Below are 23,291 nucleotides of genomic sequence, written 5' to 3' on the forward strand. Positions count from 1 at the left end.
TTTGGTATGGATTTCTGTCGATTTTTCCTGCTAACTTCTTATCCAATATCAGTAAATTATGTGGTAAACTGAGAGAAGTGATAATATTCGGAAAATTCGGAGGGGTACGAGATGAAAAATGTGAAGGAAGTGAAAAGCGGAATATATCGAATCAGTCTGCCACAGCCGGTTTCTGGAGATGTATTCGTATATTTGATTAAAAATGATAAAGTGACACTGATTGATGCCGGTCATCCGTCTTCAGATTCTCAGGCCTGCCTGGTCGATGCCTTGAAAGAGCTCGGTGTCGGGTGGGGGGATATTGATCAACTCATTGTAACACACCGGGACATGGACCATATTGGCGCTTTATTGAGTCATGCTGATGAGCTTGACTGCAAGGTGTTTGCAGGATATCCATCTAAAAAAGAGCCGAAACTTTACGAACAGCTTGAGGGCATCCGTCCCCAGCTGCCAGATCAGTTTACAGAGGAACTGTTGACCAAAGTGACGATGGACGAAATAGACTTTGCTCATGCAGAACATCTTCCTATCACAGATCTTGTGAAACAGGGAGATGTGATTGATATAGGAGGCGGAAGGGTGGAAGTACTTGAAACCCCGGGCCATAGTTATGATCATATTTCTCTCTACGAACCGGATTCGAAATTGTTATTTGGAGGAGATGTGCTGATTGAAAATGGACCTCCGACGAAAATTATAGATTTGCAGCAATACTTACTTACGCTGGATGCATTAAAACAGAAAGATGTAACTGAAGTTTTTCCAAGCCATGGGCCGGTCATGTACCACCATCATGATGCGATTGAGCAATCGATTACCACTATTATTGACATCGATCAGAAAATCATTACTTGCCTGAAGGATGGTTCTAAGTCATGTTACGATCTTGCTCTCCAGTTCAATAATGGAAAAGTGGATGAGCATTTGTTGTTTTATATTCAACTGATTTCCAACCATCTCAATCGGTTAAAGGATAAGGATATCATCATCGAAACAGACAAGGGCGTCTCCCTGCAATAATTTCCATGTGATATTGAGAAGGTTATTTACGTATTTATATGGCAAACTAAGCTTAAAAAAAGGAGCTTACACCATGAATGACGTTGCCATCAAAGAATTAAATGCTTTTCTAAAAGGGCAGTACATGGGGATTCATGCATAAGAACACCTTATTCAGCGCGTGGACGAACCTGGTACTGGTATCAAGCAAGAGTTACAAAATATTCAGCAAGAGCACAAGATGCATGCGATGGAAGTAGCTGAACGTATTCAGCATCTTGGTGGAAATCCGGTGGACGATGAAGGTTTTGTCGGGTCGATGCAGAATTGTGTCAGTAGATTCACCACTCCTGATTCGACAGAAGGGATACTGGAAAGTGCTTTAAAGGGAGAAGACGTTTATGGTTTACATTTGTCAGAAGAGATTGTTAAAGGGGACTTTGATCCGGAAAGTAAGCAGATGATTGAGAGAATACTGGATGAAGACCGTAATCATCTTCAGATCTTAAAAGGGTTGATGCCGAACGGATAAGAGGGGGGTTCCCCTCTTTTTTATTTGTCTTTCTTTTTCGTGTGATTTTCAACTTCGTGATGACCGCTCATCATTTCACCTTCAGTAGGATGTTCTTCTCGTTCCAACTTTGGAGGAAGAAATGATTTTGAGAAGGAAATTCCTTTGCTGAAGACCTCGGCTTGCTCATTGGAAGTTTGAACGGTAGCCTTCTTTTGTTTTTGTTGAGTCATGAAGATGGCCTCCTTTTTGATATGTTATTATTAATTATTATTCCATTGGAATGAAAAAGCTAAACATCCATGATGAGCAGCAAGAAATATCGGGAGAAAGAGGTGGTCTGTGGTCGAATTATTGACTGTATTGGATGACAAAGGTAATGAAATTGGAGTGGAAGACAGGGAGGAAGTACATAAGAGAGGGCTGTGGCATCAAACGTTTCAGTGCTGGTTTGTAGAATTAGATACTGAAGACCCTTATATGTATTTCCAGCATAGGGCGGCGAGTAAGAGAGATTTTCCAGGTACATTAGACATCACTGCTGCGGGGCATGTAGTGGCAGATGAAGCAGTTGTTGCGGCAGGAATGCGGGAAATAGAAGAAGAGTTAGGAATCAAGCTGGCAGAAAACGATTTGATATATCAGGGGTGTTACCAGGAAGAGCTGATTACAGAGCATATGATCGATCGGGAGTTTTGCCATGTTTATTTTCACCATGTAAAGAAGCGTCCCGATTTCAGGATCACCGATGAGGTCGAGGATGTTCTCCGACTCCGTTTCCATGACTTTGAGGAGATTTTGCAAGGGGGCAAAAGGGAAGGGGACTATTTATTAAGCGGTGTACAAAAGCCGATAAGTTTAGATCACTTATGTCCTCATACTTCGGGTTACTTTTCCTTCGTTGCAGAAGCTGTCAAAAAATTGACTTCCTTTTGACAGTTATGCCTCTTGGGGATATAATCAAACTATTCAAATAAAGGTACGTGCTTATGTGGGGAAGATCCTCATGAATGAGACACCTCTTCTTAGGAAGAGGTTTTTTTACACTATAAGAAAGTTTAACCTTGTTAAAAGAATGAAGTATAAGGAAGTACGAAGGCTGTCTCCATAAGTATTTGGCGACAAGCCAGGTTTTTATATTTGAAGGGAGTAGACAAGCTATATGGCAAAATCATTTGAAACGAAAGTCGTACATAGTAAATTGAAGCAGGAAGAAGACAAGATCAATAGTAAAGCGACCCCAATTTATCAAACCTCGGCCTACTCCTTTGAGAGCCTGGAAGATTTGGAAGGCTACTTTGAAGGAAATGCTCCTTACCTTTATACGAGGAACGGCAATCCGAATACGGACGAATTGGGCTACTCCGTTGCCCAATTGGAAGGGGCGCCTGCTGGAATGGCTTCCTCATCCGGAATGTCTGCGATTTTATGCGGCATTCTAGCAGTAGTCGGGCATGGCGATCATATTGTAGCAGCAGAAGACACCTATGGTGGTACCTATCAGCTGCTTACCCAGGAACTGCAGACGTTTGGTATTGAAGTGACACTCGCTTCTTTTGATAACCTGGGAGAAGTAGAAGATGCCATCCAGGAGAATACGAAACTTCTATATAGCGAATCTGTCTCCAACCCATTTCTACGTGTAGAAAATATCAATGCTCTCGTTGAGATGGCAGAACGCCACCAGCTAATGACAATGATTGATAATACTTTTGCAACTCCATATCTTTTACAGCCATATGAAGAGGGAGTGGATCTTGTCGTCCATAGTGCGACGAAATATATAGGTGGTCACAGTGATGTTTCTGCAGGCGTACTGGTCGGCAGGGAGAAACTGATTGAAAAGGCGAATGGGAAGATGGTCGCTCTGGGTGCCAACCTTAGTCCATTTGAAGCCTGGCTTGGTCAGCGCGGGTTGAAGACTTTGGCGCTGCGCATGAGGCAGCAATCGGAGAATGCCGATTATGTAGCAGAAAGCCTGCGCAATCATACGGATATCAAGCATGTATATTACCCGGCCTACGTATCGGAAAAAGGAAACGGAGCCATCATTACGATTGAATTGAATGAGCGATGCGATATGGATACATTTTTCAAATCCCTGGGTTGGATTAAAATTGTACCTTCGTTAGCTGGAGTGGAAACGACGGTATCATATCCGAAAGGAACATCTCACCGTGCACTTACTGATGAGCAGCGGGAGAAAATCGGAATCAATGAGCGTGTCGTCCGTATTTCTATCGGAATTGAAGGGGCCAAGGATATTTTGACGCAGCTTGGTGAAGCGATTGAGGAATCGTTGAATGAGGCTTAAGTCCTGATTAAAGTTGGTGAAAAATTCACCCCGGCACCCATGCTATAATTGGAAGTGGAGCACGTCCTTTTAGGGAGGATCGGCTGCCCCCATCTATCAGTAAGGGGGGTGATGCCTACGAGCATATACGAAGTGTTGACCGTCATCTGGTCTTTCGGCACGTTTTTGATCGCTTTGCTCGCGTTGATCATGCAAATGATCAATAAAAAATAGACCTCCCTATTCACTCGGCCAAAAGTTGATAGGGGAGAGGCCTATTCCTGTAGTGGATAGCTGATCCCCCGGAGGGGGCGTGTATCCATGGCCGCAGCATCAGCTGCGGCTATTTTTATTGTATGATTATCTATATACATCATACCACATCTGGCTTTTTTTTAACATACTCCCGAAAGGGGTCTACCTCTTCAAGCGTGTGAAGGGCGTAGATCAACTGTAAGGGGTAGATGAATTTCGGTTTGGACGATAGCCCAAAGACTTTTTTCTTTTGCTCAAAATAGTATAATCAGTATTAAAAGCATGAGGGTTGATATGATAATGAATTTAGATAGTAATAATCATTCAGTATTCTCGATGTATTATCATCTTGTGTTAGTTGTGAAGTATCGAAGGAAAGTAATAGATGATCCCATTTCAGATTATGCCAAAGGTAAATTTGTGTCATTGAGTGAAAAATATAATATCACATTAGTCGAATGGAACCACGATATGGACCATATTCATATCTTGTTCAAAGCACAACCCAACAGTGAGTTATCGAAATTCATCAATGCCTATAAAAGTTCCAGTTCAAGACTTATCAAGAAGGATTTTCCTCACGTTCGTAAAAAGTTATGGAAAGAAATGTTTTGGTCAAGAAGTTTCTGTTTATTAACGACTGGTGGTTCTCCTATCGAAGTGGTGAAAAAATATATTGAAAACCCAAGGGATAAAGTGAGGTGATTTGATATGGCTAAACAAAATAAAGCGTACAAGTTCAGATTGTATCCAACAGAGGAACAGGCTTTGATTATACGCAAAACTTTCGGATGTGTTCGTTTTGTCTACAACAAGATGTTAGCTGAACGAAAAGGGGCTTATGAGTTACTGAAAGATGATAAAGATGCCTTAAAAAAGGTAAAACATCCTACTCCTGCTAAATACAAAAAAGAGTATGAATGGCTAAAGGAAGTAGATTCATTAGCGTTAGCAAACGCCCAGCTAAACCTGGATAAAGCTTATAAAGCATTCTTCAAAGGTAATGCCAAATTCCCCAAATTCAAAAGTAAACGACACAAGCAAAGCTACACGACAAATTTGGTAAACAATAATATTCAATTTTTAGATGGTCATATCAAATTACCTAAATTGAAAATGGTCAAAATCAAGCAACACCGATCAATCCCTTCAGCGTACAAAATCAAATCTTGTAACCTATCTATGACTGCATCAGGAAAATACTATATTTCTATTCTTACAGAGTACGAGAAGGAGGTTGAAAGTAAGGAAGTTGAAAAAGTTGTTGGATTAGATTTTGCGATGGAAGGGTTGTTTGTCGATAGTGAGGGTGAGAAAGCCAATTACCCTAAGTTTTATCGACAAATGCTTGATAAATTAGCAATGGAACAACGTAAACTTTCCCGTAAAAAGAAAGGTTCTTCAAATTGGAATAAACAACGTATTAGAGTAGCTAAAATTCAAGAAAAGACCGCCAATCAACGAAAAAACTTTCTTCACCATAAATCAAAGGAGTTAGTATCTAACTTCGATGCTGTTGTGATTGAAGATTTAGACATGAAAGGAATGTCACAAGCACTTAACTTCGGTAAAAGCATAGCTGATAATGGATGGGGAATATTCACCTTTTTCTTACTGTACAAACTAAAAGAACAAGGGAAACAACTTATCAAAATTGACAAATGGTTCCCCCTCTACCAAAACTTGTTCGAGTTGCGGAAATACCCAACCAATGCCTATGGAAGTTAGGACATACGCCTGTTCGTGTGGTCTAAATTTAGATAGAGATTATAATTCAGCACTCAATATCAAAAAAGAAGGCATCCGCTTATTAGCAAATGCCTAATGAAAATATAAACTCTTGGAACAAGAGGGTTAGCTTGGTCAATTTCGTCAGCTGCCAAAAGTGGCGATTACCCAAGAAGCCCCCACTTCAAGCAACCCGTAAGGGTGGTAAGTGGTAGGAGTAGTTCACATCAATAATGTCCAAGAAGTCCTTTTTTCATCGCATATCTTTCGCAGACAAGGTAGACGGAAACACCGATAACTCCGTAAACAAGCGCATTGGCAATCAGCCACGTATAATCCGATGGTGAGAAATCAGCCAGGGTATAGTTCTGGATCATGATCTGTCTTGTCATATCGACACCTTTTACGAATGGTGCAGCTATAAGGTATGGAGCGACAGATAATGGTACAAAGGTCAATCCCATGATAATGAATTGAAGAATTTGCAAAAATGCACTGATTTGCTTAAAGATGATTGAGAGGCCAGCAATCATGAAACCGACACCGATCATGCTGGCAATGGTCAGCAGCAAAATCGGTATGGTGGCTGCTGGATTATAGTTCAGCCATTCACCAGTGGTGAGCATCGATAAAAATAACAATACAATCACAATCAAAAAATGGATGAATATCATCCCCGATAATCGGGAGAGTAGAATCCGCCATGCTCCCATCGGCGACATATATAATTGTTCCAGCGTCCCGCGCATCGCTTCGTCAGATACGGTCCAGCCAATCGACTGGAGTGTCATCATTGAAAAGTACCAGAAAATATAATTGACGATGATGAATTGCGTGTTGGCACCTGCTTCTGCCGGATCGCCGATGACCTGGATTCCGAAAAACATGGCGAGAAAAATGATATAGAAGGTTAGCAGCAGACTCAATGTATTTGCAAAGTAACGTTTCATTTCAATATATTCTTTTTTCGTATTAACCCGGATGACATTCCATAGTGTCGTCATGAGGCCGCCTCCTCTTTGACCAATTGCATGAATACTTTTTCAAAATTCACTTCGGTTCGGTTAATTGTTTCAATTGGAGTGTGGTTACGCTTAAGAATGTCCATCAAAGCATAGATTTCCTGTTCTTCCTGCAGGCTGACCTGTAAGTTCAACCCCTCCCAGGAGTGTATTGGGAATTCAAAATGAAGCATCTCCTGCTGTTCTTCTGTAAGCGGTTCTTGTAAGTTGATTTGGTAAGCGCTCGTTTTGAATAATTGAAGGAGATGATCTACGCGTTCATCGGCAATCACCTTCCCATTGTTAATGATAACCGTACGCTCACATAAATCCTGGACAACAGGCATATCGTGGGTGCTGATGATAATGGTCTTGCCTTCTTTTTTAGCTATTGTCCTCAGAATCTCCCGCACTTCGTAGCCGGTTTCCACATCCAAGCCTAAGGTCGGCTCATCCAGCAGGATGACATCGGTGTTAGCCAGCATAGCCACTGCGATCGCCAGCTTCTGCTGCATCCCGCGGGACAGCTTATTTACTAACTCCTGTCTTTTTTCTTGCAAACGGAACTGCGTCAATAATTTATCGATATGTGGCTTCATTGCTTTCCTTGCCATGCCGCGGTTTCCAGCGAAATACTCGAGATTTTCCTCAACGGTCATCCGCCAGTAAAGATTACGGTTACCTTCCAGGACAGCACTGATATGTCGCAGAGCTTTATTCCGTTTTTTGACACTATCATAGCCATTGATTATAACGCTGCCTTTATCGGGTACCAGCAATCCGCATATCGTTTTGATTGTAGTCGTTTTACCAGCACCGTTAGGACCGAGCAGGCCCAGTATTTCTCCTTTTTCTACTTCAAAAGAAACATCATCTACCGCCACGAACATTTCTTTAGCCTTACGCATGTTATAGATTTTTCGTATGCCATCTACCTTGATGATACTATCCATATATCCAGCTCCTTCCAAAACCTCTGATTTACATTATATAGAACTTTAAGGAAATCACATCATCCGTTTAAGGTAAATGGCATCGGTCTCGAGACGGAAAATAGAAAAATAAATTGTTTTTTGATCATTAAGTTATATTTTTAATCGTAAGCCGGGAAAATTGCTCGTCACATAAAAAAATGCCCTTATAGAAAAAACCGCTTCTTTAAAAAGAAGCGGGTTGTAAAATATCTTCTGCTTGTTCTATTTCTTCCTCGGAAGGGGAACGGTATCCCAGAAGAGGATAAGTTAATCCGAGGTGTTCCCATTTATAGACACCCATTGTGTGATAAGGAAGAACTTCTAATTTTTCTACGTTACCCAATCCATCGACAAATTCTTTCATTTGCTGGAGTTCTTCTGCTTCATTAGTAAGGCCAGGAATAAGCACGCGCCTAATCCAGACAGGAATGTTTTTTTCAGCTAATAGGCGTGCGAATGCATGGATCTGATTGTTAGACATGCCGGTCAAGGACTTGTGTTTTTCTGGATCAATCTGTTTCAAATCCAGCAATACTAAATCGGTGTACTTCAGCAGTTCGTCCATCTTGGCTAAAAAAGTAGGGGAGCTGCTGAAACAACCACCCGATGAATCAATGGCTGTATGGATGCCAAGCTCCTTGCATCGTTTGAAGAGTTCCGTCAAAAAATCGATTTGCAGCAGAGGCTCACCGCCACTTACGGTAATGCCGCCTTTCGCTTGGATATAAGGGAGGTATTCCTTGATATCTTCCATGATTTCATCGACTGATTTCTCCGTTCCTCCTGTTCGATTCCAGGTGTCAGGGTTATGGCAAAACTGACACCTGAGCAGACATCCCTGAGTGAAGATGACATATCGAAGACCGGGACCATCAACTGTTCCGCAAGTTTCGATTGAGTGTATCCGACCGTTCATAAAGATTCCTCCCTTATAGAAAGCAGGAGGGGGGGCTGCCTCCTGTCTGCTGGTTTACATACTTTGATGGAATGTACGGTTGATGACGTCCAACTGCTGTTCACGAGTCAGCTTTACAAAATTTACGGCATAGCCAGAAACTCTGATTGTAAGCTGTGGATATTTTTCCGGGTGATCCATGGCATCCAACAATGTTTCCCGCTCAAATACATTGATGTTCAAATGGTGCCCTTCCTTAATGGTATAGCCGTCTAAAATGGATACCAGGTTATCGATTCGATCGTTAAGTGTACGTCCAAGAGCTTTTGGAACAAAACTGAACGTATTGGATATGCCATCTAAAGCGTATTCGTAAGGTATTTTAGCGACACTGTTCAAGGATGCCAGCGCTCCTGATTCGTCCCTGCCGTGTAATGGGTTGGCTCCTGGTGCAAATGGTGTTCCAGCTTTACGGCCGTCCGGCGTGCTGCCTGTTTTCTTTCCATAAACGACATTGGATGTAATGGTCAAAATGGAAATAGTAGGCACGGCATCCCTGTATGTCTTATGCTGTTTGAACTTATTCATGAACGTTTTGACGATATCGACAGCAATATCATCGACACGGTTATCATTGTTTCCATATTTAGGATAATCACCTGCGACTTCATAATCGACTGCCAGCCCATTCTGATCTCGAATGACGTGGACTTTGGCGTACTTGATCGCGCTAAGGCTGTCAGCTACGACACTCAATCCAGCGATGCCTCCAGCCATTGTACGTAAGACTTTTTGGTCATGAAGTGCCATTTCGATCCGTTCATAAGCATATTTATCGTGCATATAATGGATGGCGTTCAACGTATTCATATACAACTTCGCCAGCCAATTTAAAACATTATCGTACTTTTCACGGACCTCCTCGTAATCTAATATATCTGCAGTCACCGGTCGGAACGGAGGAGTCATCTGTACGTTCATTCGTTCGTCAATTCCACCATTGATGGCGTAAAGTAAAGCTTTTGCCAAGTTGACACGTGCCCCGAAGAACTGCATTTGTTTGCCAGTCTCCATGGCACTCACACAACAGGCTATCCCATAGTCATCGCCATAATGCTCACACATGAGATCATCATTTTCATATTGAATCGAGCTGGATTCAATCGATACCTTCGCACAGTATTGCTTGAACTTTTCTGGCAGCTTTGTAGACCATAATACAGTCAAGTTAGGCTCAGGTGCGGGACCCAGATTAGTTAGGGTATGCAAGAATCGGAACGAGTTCTTCGTAACTAATGGATCGCCATGGACACTCACTCCACCGATCGATTCCGTCACCCATGTCGGGTCTCCACTGAATAGTTCGTTGTATTCAGGTGTACGTGCAAATTTGATTAACCGCAGTTTCATGACAAAATGGTCGACTAATTCCTGGGCCTCTTCTTCGGTCAAAACGCCTTCTTTTAAATCTCGCTCCATATAAATATCCAGAAAAGTAGAAACACGGCCTAGGCTCATCGCCGCTCCATTCTGCTCTTTAGTTGCAGCTAAGTAGGCGAAATACAACCATTGGAATGCCTCCTGCGCATTGACAGCAGGGCGTGAAATATCAAAGCCATAACTTGTGGCCATTTTTTTCAGTTCATGCAGAGCGCGGATTTGCTCGGCATGTTCTTCCCGTTCACGTAGAATTTCTTCCGACATTATACCGTCTGCCCCGAGGTGATGATAATCTTCTTGTTTCTTTTCAATAAGAAAATCCACTCCATAAAGTGGGACCCTCCGGTAATCACCAATAATACGGCCACGTCCATAAGAATCAGGGAGGCCGGTGATAATCCCTACTTTTCTCGCCAGCTTCATTTCAGGTGTATAAACATCAAAAACGCCCTGGTTATGTGTTTTTCGGTAATCGGTGAAAATTCGCTCGGTATCTTCATCGAGTGTATATCCATAAGATTCACAAGATTGTTTTGCCATCCTTATGCCACCATATGGCTGCATCGATCTTTTGAAAGGTGAGTCGGTCTGGACACCCACCACTTTTTCAATTTCTTGATTTAGATAGCCAGGGCAGTGCGAAGTGATTGAAGAAGGGATTTTTGTATCCATATCCCATACGCCTCCACGCTCACGTTCTTCCACCGTAAGCTCCATCACTTGCTTCCATAGTTTTGTTGTCTCATAAGTCGGACCAGCGAGGAATGTATCATCTCCGGTATAAAGAGTATAATTGTGGACAATAAAATCCCGGACATCAATTTCATTTTGCCATTTACCATCAGTAAAAGTTCTCCATGCTTGTGGCAGGGCCATAACAGTTGTCATGTTAACCCCTTCCTTTCTGTGATTATTATTATTATGGTTATGTATTTATTGTAAAATAAAAAGCCCTATGTGAATCATTTCACATTTGGAGATTATGTGAACATTTTCCAGGATTGTAGATTGGCTAATAAAATTAAAAAATAGCCAATATAAATGAAAACTGGCCAATACATTCATAATTTCAGAAAACCTGCACAACCTCCTTGTAGGCAGGTGCGCATTTTTCTTTCAAGAAGCAGGGGAGGTACAGGTGTTAAACCGCCTCTTTAGAGGGTATGGAAGAATAGAGGATGAAATCGCAGACAGAGAAGGAGAGATTGGATGTATTCGGTAACTTTTCAAAAAATTTTACTTTATATCGGTATCGGGGTATTTATCGGACTTATGGTGGGTCTTATCTTCGGCGATGTCCACCTGGGGATTTATTCGATTTTCTTAAGTATCATCACAATTTTGCTTACGGCAATATTTGCTGAGTTGTATCACGTACGTGAAGCGATCAACAAACAACGAACAGAACAAAAAGATAAAATACGAAAATAGAAAAAAGAGTAAAGCGACGATAACGAGGTCGCTTTACTTTTTTTTTAACGGAATAAACAAGTGAACAGCTGTTGGAATTTCATATAATTATAAATGGTGCTTGCATGCCTTCCCTCTAGTGTATAAGGGTTGATTTTTGCCTGGAGGCAATCCATAAAGGCACGATCACAGAAGCAGGAGGGGCCGTACTGCTGATAGCAAATGTCATGATACATACAACAGGTATCCACCCCATTTACTGGTGCCTCGGGACCGCTGCACCCTGGTCCGCACCAATTATAGCCGGGAAATACACAAAGGCCCCTTTCTAATGTAACATCACTTTGGTAGCCGGACATGTCAGTTTCCTCCTATAGTTATTTAGTTTAGGTTATGTTTAGTTGAAGGGATAAGGGAGAGTATTCGCCTAGGTAGTTTGAATAAAAAGAAAACCTTAACCAGATCTGGTTAAGGTCGCGCATGTTTCTTCATATTAGGGTAATCACAGTATTCAATGATTGTACCTCCGGTATCTGCGGGATTGAGGTAGATCAATCTTCGGCCATGTTTATTGGTTCGTAATGTCTCTTCCAATGTTCGAATCCCTTGCTGCTGTAGTGTTTCCAGGGCTTCGTCCAATTCGTGGACGTGATAGGCGATATGATGGACTCCCTTCCCTTTTTGCTTGATGAAGCGGGCGATTGGAGACGTAGTGTTATTCGTAGGTGCCAGCAGTTCTGTCCGGTCACCATTTATTTCCATTATAGCTATCTCACTTTCCACACCTTTTGCCTCGCTTCTGTAGCGGTCGATTAAGTGGCCTCCAAGTATATGTTGGTAAAATTGGACACTTTCATCCAGGTTCCGTACAGCAACTCCGATGTGATCCAGTTCATATTTCATTTGAAGTTCCTCCTGTAGTTATTTGTATCCTCCATCATAGCAGTTTTCTAGTTTGCTATTGAAATATTTACGGTGCGATGGATACATTTTTGTGAGTAAAAGGATTGATTTTTAGTGATATGGAAGGAATTACTAACCATGTCTAGAACATCTTTAAAAAAGGAGGAGATTCGACATGAACGGAAAAGTAAAGACAATGGTTGAGCCGAAAATCATCAGCAAAAGAGCATTCAAAATTATTGGATTAGCTTTTGAGACAACCATGGCGGAAAAGGATATAAAGATTCCACGGCTGGTCGAGGAATTTCATACGAAAAGAATTGTCGATATTGAAAACCGCGTGAATGCCCCGGTTTCTTATGGAGTGTTTATCGATCCACCCAACTGGAATCCGGAAACGGAACCATTTACCTGGATGGCTGGGGTGGAAGTGGACAGCCATGACGTCCTTCCCACTGGAATGGTTGCCAGAACATTCCCTGACCACCAGTATGCTGCTTTGCAATTCGACCCTGCTGAGCATGAGTTTGACCCTTATCCATTTTTACACAAATGGATCAACCAAAACGGATATGAGCAAATAAAAGGATATGGTTTTGAGCTTTATGAGCCTTATACGGGATCACAAACGATGTTCACCCTCCATTTGCCTGTGCGGGAGACGGAGAGCCAGAATTGAGTCTTGTGCCAATGTCTTGTAGAATAGCTAGATGATAAGACATAAACAGAAAAGGTGTTTCAAATGCATTCATATATTGTGATTGGGGCAGGGATCCTGGGAGCATCTACTGCCTATCATCTGGCAAAATCAGGGGCAAGGGTGACCTTGATCGATCGTGAAGAACCAGGGCAGGCAACAGATGCGGCTGCTGGAATCGTATGTCCGTGGCTCTCCCAACGACGTAATAAAAAATGGTACCGACTGGCCAAAGGGGGAGCCAGGTATTACCCTGAATTAATCGATAAACTGAAAGAGGACGGAGAAACAGAAACCGGTTATGAGAAAGTCGGAGCCATCAGTCTCCATACCGATGAAGACAAATTAGAGAAAATGGAGCAACGCGCTTATAAACGGAGGGAGGATGCTCCTGAAATTGGAACGATTACCCGGCTGTCTCCCGAAGAAACGAGAGCGCTTTTTCCGCCCTTATCGTCTGAATATGGTTCTGTGCACGTTAGTGGTGGTGCCCGGGTCAATGGGAAGGCGATCCGGCAAGCGCTTATTCGTGCGGCTGAGAAGAATGGAGCTGTCTTTTACCGTTCGCATGCTTCCCTCATCCATGAAGATAGTCGTGTGATTGGAGCGGAAACAGAGGAGAGAAGACTCCTGGCGGACAAAGTAATTGTCACTGCAGGCGCCTGGGGTGGGGAACTGTTTCGTCCACTGGGCCTATCCCTCGATATTACTTCTCAGCGTGCCCAGATTGCCCATGTAGAAATTCCCGGGGAAGACACAAGCGCATGGCCTGTCGTCATGCCCCCTACCCCTCAATATATGCTTGCCTTTGAAAATGGACGGATTGTGGTCGGGGCGACGCATGATGACGGGGTTGGGTTTGACCATCGGGTGACTGCCGGCGGGCTGCATGAAATCTTTGATAAGGCCTTAAAGATAGCTCCTGGTCTGGCGGATAGCACAATGTTGGAAGCAAAAGCAGGGTTCCGTCCGTTCACACCTGGTTTTCTTCCAGTCTTTGGGGAAGTACCAGGGTGGGAAGGTGTCCTGATAGCTAATGGCTTAGGTGCTTCCGGTCTTACAGTCGGTCCATATCTGGGAGCAGAGCTGGCCAGAATGGTACTTGGAGAGAAGACAGAGTTGGATCCTGCTGATTATGATGTCTCAGAAGCCATTATTTAGGAGCAATTTTAGATGAAAAATTGGTAGGAGGCACACTTCCTGATAGGGGGTGTGCCTCTACGCATTGTTTTGCTCCACGTGGTTTTATAATAATCAAGCAGTGGTAAAGGTATAGGGTTAACGACAACAACGAGGAGTTAGTTTATGGATATATTAATGTTTGTATTGTTTATACTTTCTGCTATAGCTGCTTATTACCTTGCTGTGCAGTTAGCGTCGTATGGAGATGGGGTCAAAGAAAAGACGAAAGCTTCATCTGCTTTCGTTGGAATACTGATCGGGGTAGCCATCTCATTGCCCGAGCTGACGGCAAGTGTTACAGCTATTATGATTGATAGCCCTGACTTAGCAATGGGTAATTTGCTTGGCAGTAATCTATTCAATATCCTGGCCCTGGCTTTACTGGATATCCATTATCGCCGCCAGCAAATCATGGGACACACGAACCTGGAAAGTAAATTATATAGTTATTTATTGATTCTTATGACGATGGTCGTCATGATGGCTCTGTCCCTCACACTTCCAGAAGGGATCTATCATGTCGGTTATACCTCTGTAGTGTTGGTATTACTTTATTTTGGCGGAATCAAATGGATCAATAGCCGTTCCGAAGAAAAGGTTAAACGGAGATCAAGAGAGAACCGACGTTTTGACGATCATTCTAAAAACCAGGTTGTATTACGTTTTATTATTTACGGTTTATTAATCATGATTGCCGGTTCTGTTTTGACCATTACAGCAGATCAGATTGCTCAAATCACCGGTTTAGGTACTTCCTTTATCGGTTCCATTCTGGTAGGCGCAAGCACTTCTCTGCCCGATGCTGTCAGTGTTGCCACTGTCTTGAAGTTAAGGAATTACAATATGGCGGTAAGTTCAATGCTCGGAAGCAGCGCATTCAATATTATGCTGCTTTCCTTCACAGATGCGATTTATTTTGGAAATAACTTATTCCAGCACGCCGGCTCTACCCACATGGTTACTAGTGGTGGTACTATATTAACGGTTCTGCTGGTCTTATATAGCATTTCCAGGAAAAAGCCTCGGTCTACGTTTGTCTATATCCTGCCTCCCCTATTAATAGTTGGTGTCTACTTGGCTGCTACTGTTGTAATGTTCTTAATGAAGTGAAAAAATGCGCAAGGAAGCGTTCCTGCTTCCTTGCGCATTTTTAATAGCTTTCCTACGCGTTTAGAACGGTGAAAGTGAAACAAAATGCTACAATTAATTGATAAGATTCTATAAGCAGGAATGAGACAGTTATGTCCATCCTGCCTTCCCGTTATGTTCACCCTTGAAAATCATACTTTAACAATAGCTCTGTTAAATCTCAGTGTTGATTTTACAGTTAAAGCTCCCTTTTGCTGAAGACTCAGTTTCAAGATAATTGGGTCCGTTACCAAGATGGAGTTGGGATGGGCTGGAAAACGACTCGCTTTCCTGCGGGGGACCTGGCAAGCTTCCTCGGGCTAAAGCCCTGTGGGATCTCGCCTAGCCCCTTCTCCCGCGGGAGTCTGATCGTTTCCCTGCCATCCAGCAAGTTTTATACTAAACGGATCCTTCAAAAAGAGAATAGTGCACAACTAAAACCTTCACCCTGACGCATTTATAAAGGATATATAGAGGCTAACGTCTTTTATCAACATCATAGGGTGATTCTAAAGGGTGATTTTGAGAACTATCTACGGCAAGGTACGGAGGGAAACGGCGAGACTCCTCGAAAATGCTACGCATTTCCTTCGTGCGTGGGTTAATTCAGGGTGAAATTTCAAAGTCCTGCGGGATGAAAATGACAGGTGAGACCCCGGAAGACGAAGTCTGAGGAGGCTCAGCGCATGCCCGCGGAAAGGGAGTCGTTCCCCTCCGGACCGGTATTCAGACAAACATCTCGAAACTGAGTCTTCCATAATTCGGCCCTTTTGTTGAAAAAGCCTCTTATGAAATATCAACAACAATGTTTAACATAACCTTAACAATAGAAAGTGAATACCATGTGAGATGGATGGGAGACAGCGGGTGCTTAGCTGTTTTGAATGCTCATAAAAAGGGAAACATTGCGGTTAAAGAGCAGCAAAATTAATAGATGAAGGTGAGAATATGAAATTACCAAAAGAGTTACTGCGACTTGCTGAAGAAAGAATAGCTCCCTACGATACCGAAGGATTGGTGATTGGAGCAGGTAATGAAAATGGTGAGATCATGATTGTCGGAGAAGCTCCTGGAGAAAAAGAAGCAGTGGAAGGAAAGCCATTCATCGGACGGGCTGGGAAAGAGCTGGATAAGCAATTGGATTATCTTGGACTGACCAGGAATGATGTCTATATTACCAGTGCTGTCCGCAGCCGCCCTTATAAATGGGTCAAGACAACCAAGAAAGGAACAGGAGGAAAGCGTAAGGCCAACCGAAAGCCTAATCAAAAGGAGATACTGGCCCACGCTCCTATTCTCGATTACCAAATCGAACAAATGAAGCCCCGCTGGATTATAGCACTTGGCAGTGTTGCTTATGAACGGTTGACAGGGCGTAAGGATAAAATGACCGAGATAGTGGGGAAACCCATCGAGACACCGATAAAAAAATTAAAAGATCAAACAGGCTCAGCGTACACCTATACAGATGAGAAATTCACAGTCATTCCGCTATACCATCCAGCAGCTGTCTTTTATAATCCTGTGATCAAAGAGGACATATATACAGCGCTGGATCAGTTGAAAGGTCATTTGATGAAGTAATCATTGAAGCTCTGAATACTGTGCGGTTCATTATTGTGGGTTTCTTTAACGACTGAGTGAGCCGCAGCAAGGACTGTTGTGCACATAACGAATAATACGATTAAACCTGTCATGTTTCGCACCTCCTTTGTTGGTTATACTTTAATTTATGAAACGCGTTTCAGAGCAAGGATAATTTTCAGTAAGGAGGGAAATACATGAGCAACATCCGTGATATTGCCAAACTTGCACAGGTGTCCGTTGCTACGGTTTCCCGTGTTTTGAACAACCATCCATACGTCAAAGAGGAGAAAAGGAAAGCGGTTTGGCATGCGGTACAGCAGCTCGATTACCAGCAGAATATCAACGCCGTCCACCTATCAAAAGGGAAGACATTTGTTATCGGGGTCGTCCTTCCTTATATCAACCATCCGTACTTCAGCCGTCTGCTGGAGGGAATCGCTGACGCCGCAGAAGCAAATGGATATAAGCTGATGGTCATTCAAACCAATTATCAAGTGGATAAAGAATTGGAAGCACTCGACATGCTGCGACTGAAGCAGGTAGATGGGGTTATTTTCACTTCACGAAGTTCTCCTTGGAACATACTGAAAGAGTATCGTGCATATGGCCCGGTGGTTGTTTGTGAGAATAAAATGGATAATCAGATTTCGGCTATTTATATCGATCACTATCGAGCTTTTCAGCGAGGGATGGAATTGCTGATACAAAAAGGACATCGGAAAATTGGCTACTGTATCGGCAGAAGAAAGGGAAGCAATAGTCAGAAGCGGCATGAAGCCTACCGTGATCAGCTAGCTGAAATTGGGGAACCAGTGACAGAGAAATGGATTTTTGAGCAATGTTTACATATGGAAGATGGAGTGCGTGTACTCCGGGAATGGCGTGATATGAAAGAAGCACCAACCGCTCTTGTGGTAACGAATGATTTAGTGGCAGCAGGAATCATCCTGGAAGCTGAAAAACTAGGAGTTTCGATTCCGGAGAGTCTGGCAGTCATCGGATTTGATGATCAGCCGTTGGCAAAAGCCCTCCGGATTACTACCATCCGGCTACCGCTTCCAAGAATAGGAAAGGAAGCATTTCAGCAAGCTATCCAGGACTTGCAAATCATTCATAAAGCTTTACCATTTGAGCTTGTTGAACGAAAAACCGTATAGGAAATGTTGAGAGTAGTGATAGCCGACCATTGGATAATGGAAGGCTATTTTTTATACTTTAGGAAAGTTAATTGCGTACGATAAGTTAACATCGCTTCGCTCTGCTCATCGTGTTTCCTTTATCTCTTCCGGTGCAGTCCAGTCCAATCTTCGTTAACCAATAGCTTCTGCTTTTGAATTCTTTATAATTTTCTGAAAACGTATTGACTTTTCACTATTTGCACGTTATCGTTAGGTTAAATAATATAACACATATTTATCGTTACGATTTTATAACGTTATATAAATAATAATGGTGATGCCTCTTACATAAAAATAATCAATCTTCCATTTAAAACGATAGAAATTGATTTTTTAGAGGGAATGACTGCTTACCTGGCATGACATATTAATTTACTGGCGTTTATCAATCGTGATGATTGAAAGGGAGGTAATGAGATGTCAACGACTTTATCTTATGATCGCTTATCAGAAGAAGAGAAGCATTCACAATTTATGGAGCGTATCGAAAGTGGAGAAAAAATCGAAGCGGATGACTGGATGCCAAAGGATTACCGGATGACATTGATTAAATTGATTTCCATGCATGGAATCAGTGAAATCATGGGGGCACTTCCGGAAAAAGAATGGGTACCGAAAGCACCCTCATTACGGAGAAAGCTCGGAATCATGGCTAAAGTTCAGGATGAAATGGGTCACGGCCAGTTGTTGTTGAGGGTTGCAGAGGATTTAATGAAGCCAATGGGAAAAACACGGGAAGAGATCATGCAAGATTTATTCAGAGGAGATTTGAAGTTTCATAATGTCTTTCATATGCCTGCGCCTACGTGGGGGGATGCCGGTTTGATAGGCTGGCTCGTTGATGGTGCTGCCATCATTACTCAGACGAATATGCTGAAAGCTTCTTATGGTCCATATGCCCGTGCGTTGAAACGTATCTGTGCAGAAGAAGTTTTTCATGCCCAGCATGGAGAGGCGATTATCATGGCTTTGGCAGAAGGGACAGAAGAGCAGCGGGCATTGATTCAGGATGCGATCGATCGCTGGTGGGAATCGCTGTTGATGTTCTTTGGCCCGGCGAGTGCAACCACGACAGGAACATCGAAACAGGATACAACCATTAAATATCGTATCCGTACAAAAACGAATGAAGAATTGCGTCAAGCTTTTCTAGATAAATATATTCCGAGAGTTCTCTCACTAGGTTTGACCATTCCAGATGAAACGCTTCATTACGATAAGGAAAAACAACAATGGGTTTATCAGCAGCCGGACTGGAATGAATTTAAAAATATCGTACGGAATAATGGACCTAAGTCAAAGGATCGGCTGGACCTTAGAATTACAGCGTATGAAAATAATGCCTGGGTACGCGAAGCATTAAGTCCTGATGGAGCTGTAGTTTGAAAAATGCAGGATAATGACGGGGGGGATGGATATGACAAATAATGGCCGAGAGTTTTACCAGGAATTCGAGGTGTTCAGCAGTAAGTCTAATGGTGAGCAGGTGCAGCATCAGTTCAGCTTGCTGGCTCCCAATGAAGAAATCGCTCTGGTAATGGCGCAGGAAAACTTCATGCGCAGGCAGCCTGTCGCAGATATTTGGGTAGTGAAACGTTCAAATGTCCGGAAAATGACACAAGAAGAAAAGGGATCGCTGCAGCGACTGGATAACAAAGAGTACCGCACCACAAAAGGGTACGGCTATTTAAAGAAAAAATGGCGTCATTATGAACAAAATATTTTAGATGAGAAAGAAATCTTGTCTTGGGGAGGGGACGACAAAAAATGAAATCAGCCCAAGAAGCGCAAGCAGATCCTAAATATAAAACAGCCGTCACAGAATTACTTTATCAGTTGGCGGATGATGATTTCATTATCGCTTTCCGTGGTTCAGAGTGGCTTGGCCTTGCCCCGCATATTGAAGAGGACGTGGCATTTTCTTCTATCAACCAGGACACGATGGGGCATGCGGCCATCTACTATCAGCTTCTTGAAGCTTTAGGAGAAGGTGATGCGGATGCGCTCGCTCATGACCGCGAAGCGGGACAGAGGAAAAACGCAATTTTACTGGAAGAGGTTAATGGTCCTGGACATTACCTGAAGAAGCCTCTCTACGACTGGGCATTTGCGGTAGTTCGTCACTATTTTTACGCCCAGGCGAAGAAAGTTCGCATCGAATCTTTAAAGAATTCTTCCTACCAGCCGCTGGCTGACGCGGCTGTGAAAATCAATATGGAATTATACTATCATCTGCTTCATTGGAAAACGTGGTTCACGCAGCTGGTTACCGCTAAAGGGGAAGCGCCAGAGCGTATGAAAAATGCGATCGATAAAGTATGTGAAGATATGGAAGGTGTATTGACGCTCGGTCCAAAGGGGGCTAATATGGCTGCGCTAGGACTGATTGAAGAGGAAAAACTGCTGACTCAGCGCTGGCACAATGAGATGGAGAAGGTATTCGAGCCGCTTCCGATTTCTCTCCCACCCGTTCAGGCAAAACGTGGCAACGGGCGAGAGGGTGTCCATACGGAGGACTTAAACAGTGCCCTCGCTACATTGGGAGAAGTATACAAGCAAGATCCGGTCGCCAGCTGGTAATTAAAAAATGGAAAGGAGGGGTGGTCATGAGCCTGGTGTCAACTTCAGAACAGTCCGTTCGGGAAATGCTTGCGCTGGTGAAAGATCCCGAAATCGATTCTGTCAGCGTGCTCGATTTAGGAATGGTCGAAAATATAGCAGTCGCAGAGTCATCCGTCCATGTAGAGATGCTGCCGACATTCATGGGGTGCCCGGCGTTGGAAATTATCAAGACTAACGTAGAAAACAAATTATTGGAGCTGGAATGGGTGGAAAAAGCGAATGTGACATTCATTTATCACCCAGCATGGACTTCAGAGCGGATCACAACGGAGGGTCGTGAGCGATTGAAGGAGTTCGGGATAGCCCCTCCACCTGAAAAACCTGGACCGGATGGTGCATGGCATGTGGACTGTCCATATTGTCATTCGACATACACCACCATGGAAAACATCTTTGGCCCTACCGCCTGCCGCAGTATTTTATATTGCAAGCAATGTAAGAACCCTTTTGAAGCGATGAAGCCTGTCTCCACCATGATGTAATTGTAATAGGAAGACTAAGGATGAGAAGGAAGGGAACCCAGACAGCTATTTTAAATAAATCAGGAAAGGATGATGGAAAAATGGTTAAAATGATTGCGCTCTACAAACACCCGGAGGACAAAGAAAAATTTGACGAACATTATTTCAACACGCATGCGCCTATCACAGCGAAGATACCTGGTTTAAGAGAAATGAAGGTTACGAGAGTCACAGGGTCTCCGATGGGCGGAGAAGGAAAATACTACCTGATGTGCGAAATGTATTACGACAGCTATGATGCGTTGCAGGAAGCGATGAAAACGGACGAAGGTAAAGCTTCCGGGAAAGATTTAATGGGGTTTGCGGGTGATTATGTCACCTTGATGGTTGGAGAAGAAGTAGATGAGTGATTTTACATTCATCCGAACAAGCGTCAAGGATCAGGTGGCTTCGATTCAATTGGATCGCCCAAAAGTTCTTAATGCGCTGAACCGGGGGATGGTTACAGAGGTTATCACAGCAATGGAAATGTTCGACCGAAGTGATGATGTGAAAGTGATGATGCTAAGTGGAAAGGGTCGCGCATTTGCTGCCGGGGCTGACATTGATGAAATGGCCGGTGATGGACCGATCGATTTTGAAATGAACAATCCCTTTGCGGATTGGGATCGGATTGCTAAAGTGAAAAAACCGGTCATTTGTGCTGTCCACGGATTTGCTCTGGGAGGAGGATTCGAACTGGCACTGGCCTGTGACATGATTTTTGCAGCAGATACAGCAGCTTTCGGTTTTCCTGAAGTCAACATCGGGGTAATGCCAGGCGCAGGGGGGACACAGCGTCTGACCAAATTGTTAGGAAAACCACAAGCACTGGAATGGTTATGGACAGGGGATAAAATGAGTGCACGGAAAGCCTATGACTATGGGGTAGTAACCCGCCTGACTGCACCTGAACTATTGTTTGAGGAAACAGAAGCATTTGCACGCAGGCTGGTAAAACAACCACCGCTATCGTTGCGGTTAATCAAGGAGGCTGTCGACAAAGCCGTCGATCACCCGCTTGATGAAGGTATGCAGCTGGAACGGAAGAATTTTTATTTGTTATTCGCTTCTGAAGATCAAAAAGAAGGAATGAACGCTTTTCTTGAGAAGCGGCGCCCAGACTTCAAAGGGAAGTGAGGAGGGATACCATGTTCGAAACGATCAACTACCAGGTACATAACAACATTGCGTGGATTACGATGAACCGGCCTGACAAGCTGAATGCTTTCATTGGTCAAATGAACAAGGAAGTACAGCAAGCCGTTAAGCAGGCGAATGGAGAAGAATCGGTAAGGTGCCTCGTCATCACTGGGGAAGGGCGCGCTTTTTGTTCGGGGCAGGATTTATCAGAAGTTAATGAGGACACGAACCTGGGTGATATCATTCGTTCCAATTACGGGCCAATGATTAAAGAAATAGCGCGTTGTGACAAGCCGATTGTGGCAGCCCTGAACGGAGTAGCTGCAGGAGCCGGGATGAGTCTCGCCCTGGCCTGTGATTTCCGGATAGCTTCCGAAAAGGCGAGCATGGTGGAGGCGTTCATCCATGTCGGCCTGATTCCGGATGCCGGGAATCTATATTACTTGCCTCGACTTGTCGGGCATGCTAAAGCACTGGAATTAGCCATTCTCGGTGAAAAAATCACAGCTGCTGAAGCGAAAGAGTTCGGACTGGTGACAAGAGTGGTTCCGGAAGCTTCATTGGAAACAGAAGTGACACAGTTTGCTGAGAGGTTGGCATCGATGCCGACAAAAGCGATCCAATTGATCAAACGTAACCTAAAAGAGAGTTGGACGATGGAGCTTGATGAGTATTTGGAAAAAGAAGCCCAGGGACAGCGCATTGCAGGGCTGACTGCTGACTACAAAGAAGGCGTCGAGGCATTCTTGCAAAAACGCAAGCCGGAGTTTGTCGGTAAATAGGCGTCCTTTCCTATTAAGAACGTTCGAAGCAGTTAATTTGGCGTTCCTATCGAATAATTA

The 23,291-nt window shown here is 43.5% G+C and carries 26 protein-coding genes and 1 pseudogene; 20 read left to right on the forward strand and 7 right to left on the reverse strand.

Translation table 11 applies throughout. The annotated features are described in order from the left end of the window. The first annotated feature begins 111 nt into the window (after nucleotides 1-111). Both BLV00_RS12140 and BLV00_RS12145 read left to right on the forward strand, forming a co-directional pair. Nucleotides 112-1,023: an MBL fold metallo-hydrolase gene (locus BLV00_RS12140; RefSeq protein WP_093045246.1), complete on the forward strand. Its 912-nt coding sequence runs from the start codon at nucleotides 112-114 to the stop codon at nucleotides 1,021-1,023. Nucleotides 1,024-1,183: 160 nt separating this feature from the next. Further along, a complete protein-coding gene (locus tag BLV00_RS12145) occupies nucleotides 1,184-1,534 on the forward strand; it encodes a ferritin-like domain-containing protein (RefSeq protein WP_245728960.1) in 351 nt (116 codons plus the stop codon). Nucleotides 1,535-1,554: 20 nt separating this feature from the next. Here BLV00_RS12145 and BLV00_RS12150 read toward each other — a convergent pair whose 3' ends face one another. After that, entirely contained in the window at nucleotides 1,555-1,746 is a 192-nt protein-coding gene (locus BLV00_RS12150) for a hypothetical protein (protein WP_093045247.1), read from the reverse strand. Nucleotides 1,747-1,855: 109 nt separating this feature from the next. On the opposite strand from BLV00_RS12150, the gene BLV00_RS12155 reads away from it, so the two are divergent. From BLV00_RS12155 to BLV00_RS12175, 5 genes and pseudogenes are all read left to right on the forward strand, one after another. Beyond that, nucleotides 1,856-2,449: an NUDIX hydrolase gene (locus BLV00_RS12155; RefSeq protein ID WP_093045248.1), complete on the forward strand. Its 594-nt coding sequence runs from the start codon at nucleotides 1,856-1,858 to the stop codon at nucleotides 2,447-2,449. Between the two features lie 226 nt (nucleotides 2,450-2,675). Next, nucleotides 2,676-3,827, forward strand: coding sequence for a trans-sulfuration enzyme family protein (locus BLV00_RS12160; protein WP_093045249.1), 1,152 nt, complete (start codon nucleotides 2,676-2,678; stop codon nucleotides 3,825-3,827). A gap of 111 nt (nucleotides 3,828-3,938) precedes the next feature. Beyond that, entirely contained in the window at nucleotides 3,939-4,040 is a 102-nt protein-coding gene (locus tag BLV00_RS12165) for a putative holin-like toxin (protein ID WP_084315779.1), read from the forward strand. A 321-nt stretch (nucleotides 4,041-4,361) separates the two neighbouring features. Beyond that, nucleotides 4,362-4,766 carry an IS200/IS605 family transposase gene (gene tnpA / locus BLV00_RS12170; protein ID WP_093045326.1) on the forward strand — a complete coding sequence of 135 codons (405 nt, stop codon included), beginning with the start codon at nucleotides 4,362-4,364 and terminating at the stop codon, nucleotides 4,764-4,766. Between the two features lie 6 nt (nucleotides 4,767-4,772). Next, a pseudogene (locus BLV00_RS12175) lies at nucleotides 4,773-5,886 on the forward strand (RNA-guided endonuclease TnpB family protein). A 130-nt stretch (nucleotides 5,887-6,016) separates the two neighbouring features. Here BLV00_RS12175 and BLV00_RS12180 read toward each other — a convergent pair. The 4 genes from BLV00_RS12180 to pflB all read right to left on the reverse strand — a co-directional run bounded on the left by BLV00_RS12180 (nucleotide 6,017) and on the right by pflB (nucleotide 10,987). Next, entirely contained in the window at nucleotides 6,017-6,793 is a 777-nt protein-coding gene (locus BLV00_RS12180) for an ABC transporter permease (protein WP_093045250.1), read from the reverse strand. Further along, entirely contained in the window at nucleotides 6,790-7,743 is a 954-nt protein-coding gene (locus BLV00_RS12185) for an ABC transporter ATP-binding protein (RefSeq protein WP_093045251.1), read from the reverse strand. The genes BLV00_RS12180 and BLV00_RS12185 overlap by 4 nt, the downstream gene beginning before the upstream one ends. A 205-nt stretch (nucleotides 7,744-7,948) precedes the next feature. Beyond that, the gene (gene pflA, locus BLV00_RS12190) at nucleotides 7,949-8,680 is read right to left on the reverse strand and encodes a pyruvate formate-lyase-activating protein (protein ID WP_093045252.1); all 732 of its coding nucleotides are present in this window, start codon (nucleotides 8,678-8,680) and stop codon (nucleotides 7,949-7,951) included. Between the two features lie 54 nt (nucleotides 8,681-8,734). Then, nucleotides 8,735-10,987, reverse strand: coding sequence for a formate C-acetyltransferase (pflB, locus tag BLV00_RS12195; RefSeq protein ID WP_093045253.1), 2,253 nt, complete (start codon nucleotides 10,985-10,987; stop codon nucleotides 8,735-8,737). Between the two features lie 321 nt (nucleotides 10,988-11,308). Here pflB and BLV00_RS12200 point away from each other — a divergent pair, with 321 nt between their 5' ends. After that, complete coding sequence (locus tag BLV00_RS12200; protein WP_093045254.1) at nucleotides 11,309-11,530, forward strand: hypothetical protein; 222 nt, start codon at nucleotides 11,309-11,311, stop codon at nucleotides 11,528-11,530. Nucleotides 11,531-11,574: 44 nt separating this feature from the next. On the opposite strand, the gene BLV00_RS12205 is transcribed toward BLV00_RS12200, so the two are convergent. After that, nucleotides 11,575-11,868: a phospholipase gene (locus BLV00_RS12205; protein WP_093045255.1), complete on the reverse strand. Its 294-nt coding sequence runs from the start codon at nucleotides 11,866-11,868 to the stop codon at nucleotides 11,575-11,577. Between the two features lie 109 nt (nucleotides 11,869-11,977). Next, nucleotides 11,978-12,412, reverse strand: coding sequence for a VOC family protein (locus tag BLV00_RS12210; protein WP_093045256.1), 435 nt, complete (start codon nucleotides 12,410-12,412; stop codon nucleotides 11,978-11,980). Nucleotides 12,413-12,587: 175 nt separating this feature from the next. Here BLV00_RS12210 and BLV00_RS12215 point away from each other — a divergent pair, with 175 nt between their 5' ends. The 12 genes from BLV00_RS12215 to BLV00_RS12270 all read left to right on the forward strand — a co-directional run bounded on the left by BLV00_RS12215 (nucleotide 12,588) and on the right by BLV00_RS12270 (nucleotide 23,231). Beyond that, nucleotides 12,588-13,091 (forward strand): GyrI-like domain-containing protein, encoded by a 504-nt coding sequence (locus BLV00_RS12215; RefSeq protein WP_093045257.1) that lies wholly within the window; start codon nucleotides 12,588-12,590, stop codon nucleotides 13,089-13,091. 63 nt (nucleotides 13,092-13,154) lie between these two features. Then, a complete protein-coding gene (locus BLV00_RS12220; protein WP_093045258.1) occupies nucleotides 13,155-14,270 on the forward strand; it encodes an NAD(P)/FAD-dependent oxidoreductase in 1,116 nt (371 codons plus the stop codon). Nucleotides 14,271-14,414: 144 nt separating this feature from the next. Then, nucleotides 14,415-15,401 (forward strand): sodium:calcium antiporter, encoded by a 987-nt coding sequence (locus BLV00_RS12225; protein ID WP_093045259.1) that lies wholly within the window; start codon nucleotides 14,415-14,417, stop codon nucleotides 15,399-15,401. Between the two features lie 966 nt (nucleotides 15,402-16,367). Then, nucleotides 16,368-17,003, forward strand: coding sequence for a uracil-DNA glycosylase (locus tag BLV00_RS12230; protein ID WP_093045260.1), 636 nt, complete (start codon nucleotides 16,368-16,370; stop codon nucleotides 17,001-17,003). Between the two features lie 197 nt (nucleotides 17,004-17,200). Next, nucleotides 17,201-18,163 (forward strand): LacI family DNA-binding transcriptional regulator, encoded by a 963-nt coding sequence (locus BLV00_RS12235; protein ID WP_093045261.1) that lies wholly within the window; start codon nucleotides 17,201-17,203, stop codon nucleotides 18,161-18,163. Nucleotides 18,164-18,601: 438 nt separating this feature from the next. Next, on the forward strand, nucleotides 18,602-19,570 hold the full coding sequence (paaA, locus tag BLV00_RS12240; protein ID WP_093045262.1) for a 1,2-phenylacetyl-CoA epoxidase subunit PaaA: 969 nt from the start codon (nucleotides 18,602-18,604) through the stop codon (nucleotides 19,568-19,570). A 31-nt stretch (nucleotides 19,571-19,601) separates the two neighbouring features. Then, a complete protein-coding gene (paaB, locus tag BLV00_RS12245) occupies nucleotides 19,602-19,955 on the forward strand; it encodes a 1,2-phenylacetyl-CoA epoxidase subunit PaaB (protein ID WP_093045263.1) in 354 nt (117 codons plus the stop codon). Further along, nucleotides 19,952-20,764, forward strand: a complete 813-nt coding sequence (gene paaC / locus BLV00_RS12250; protein ID WP_093045264.1) for a 1,2-phenylacetyl-CoA epoxidase subunit PaaC — start codon at nucleotides 19,952-19,954, stop codon at nucleotides 20,762-20,764. The genes paaB and paaC overlap by 4 nt, the downstream gene beginning before the upstream one ends. Nucleotides 20,765-20,790: 26 nt before the next feature. Continuing rightward, entirely contained in the window at nucleotides 20,791-21,288 is a 498-nt protein-coding gene (paaD, locus tag BLV00_RS12255; RefSeq protein WP_093045265.1) for a 1,2-phenylacetyl-CoA epoxidase subunit PaaD, read from the forward strand. Between the two features lie 80 nt (nucleotides 21,289-21,368). Continuing rightward, entirely contained in the window at nucleotides 21,369-21,677 is a 309-nt protein-coding gene (locus BLV00_RS12260) for an EthD family reductase (protein WP_093045327.1), read from the forward strand. Next, nucleotides 21,670-22,446: an enoyl-CoA hydratase/isomerase family protein gene (locus BLV00_RS12265; protein ID WP_093045266.1), complete on the forward strand. Its 777-nt coding sequence runs from the start codon at nucleotides 21,670-21,672 to the stop codon at nucleotides 22,444-22,446. Before BLV00_RS12260 ends, BLV00_RS12265 begins: the two co-directional genes overlap by 8 nt. Nucleotides 22,447-22,457: 11 nt before the next feature. Beyond that, nucleotides 22,458-23,231: an enoyl-CoA hydratase-related protein gene (locus BLV00_RS12270; RefSeq protein ID WP_093045267.1), complete on the forward strand. Its 774-nt coding sequence runs from the start codon at nucleotides 22,458-22,460 to the stop codon at nucleotides 23,229-23,231. The last annotated feature ends 60 nt before the right edge of the window (nucleotides 23,232-23,291 follow it).

This window comes from Thalassobacillus cyri (assembly GCF_900107755.1).
Taxonomy (GTDB): Bacteria; Bacillota; Bacilli; order Bacillales; family Halobacillaceae; genus Thalassobacillus; species Thalassobacillus cyri.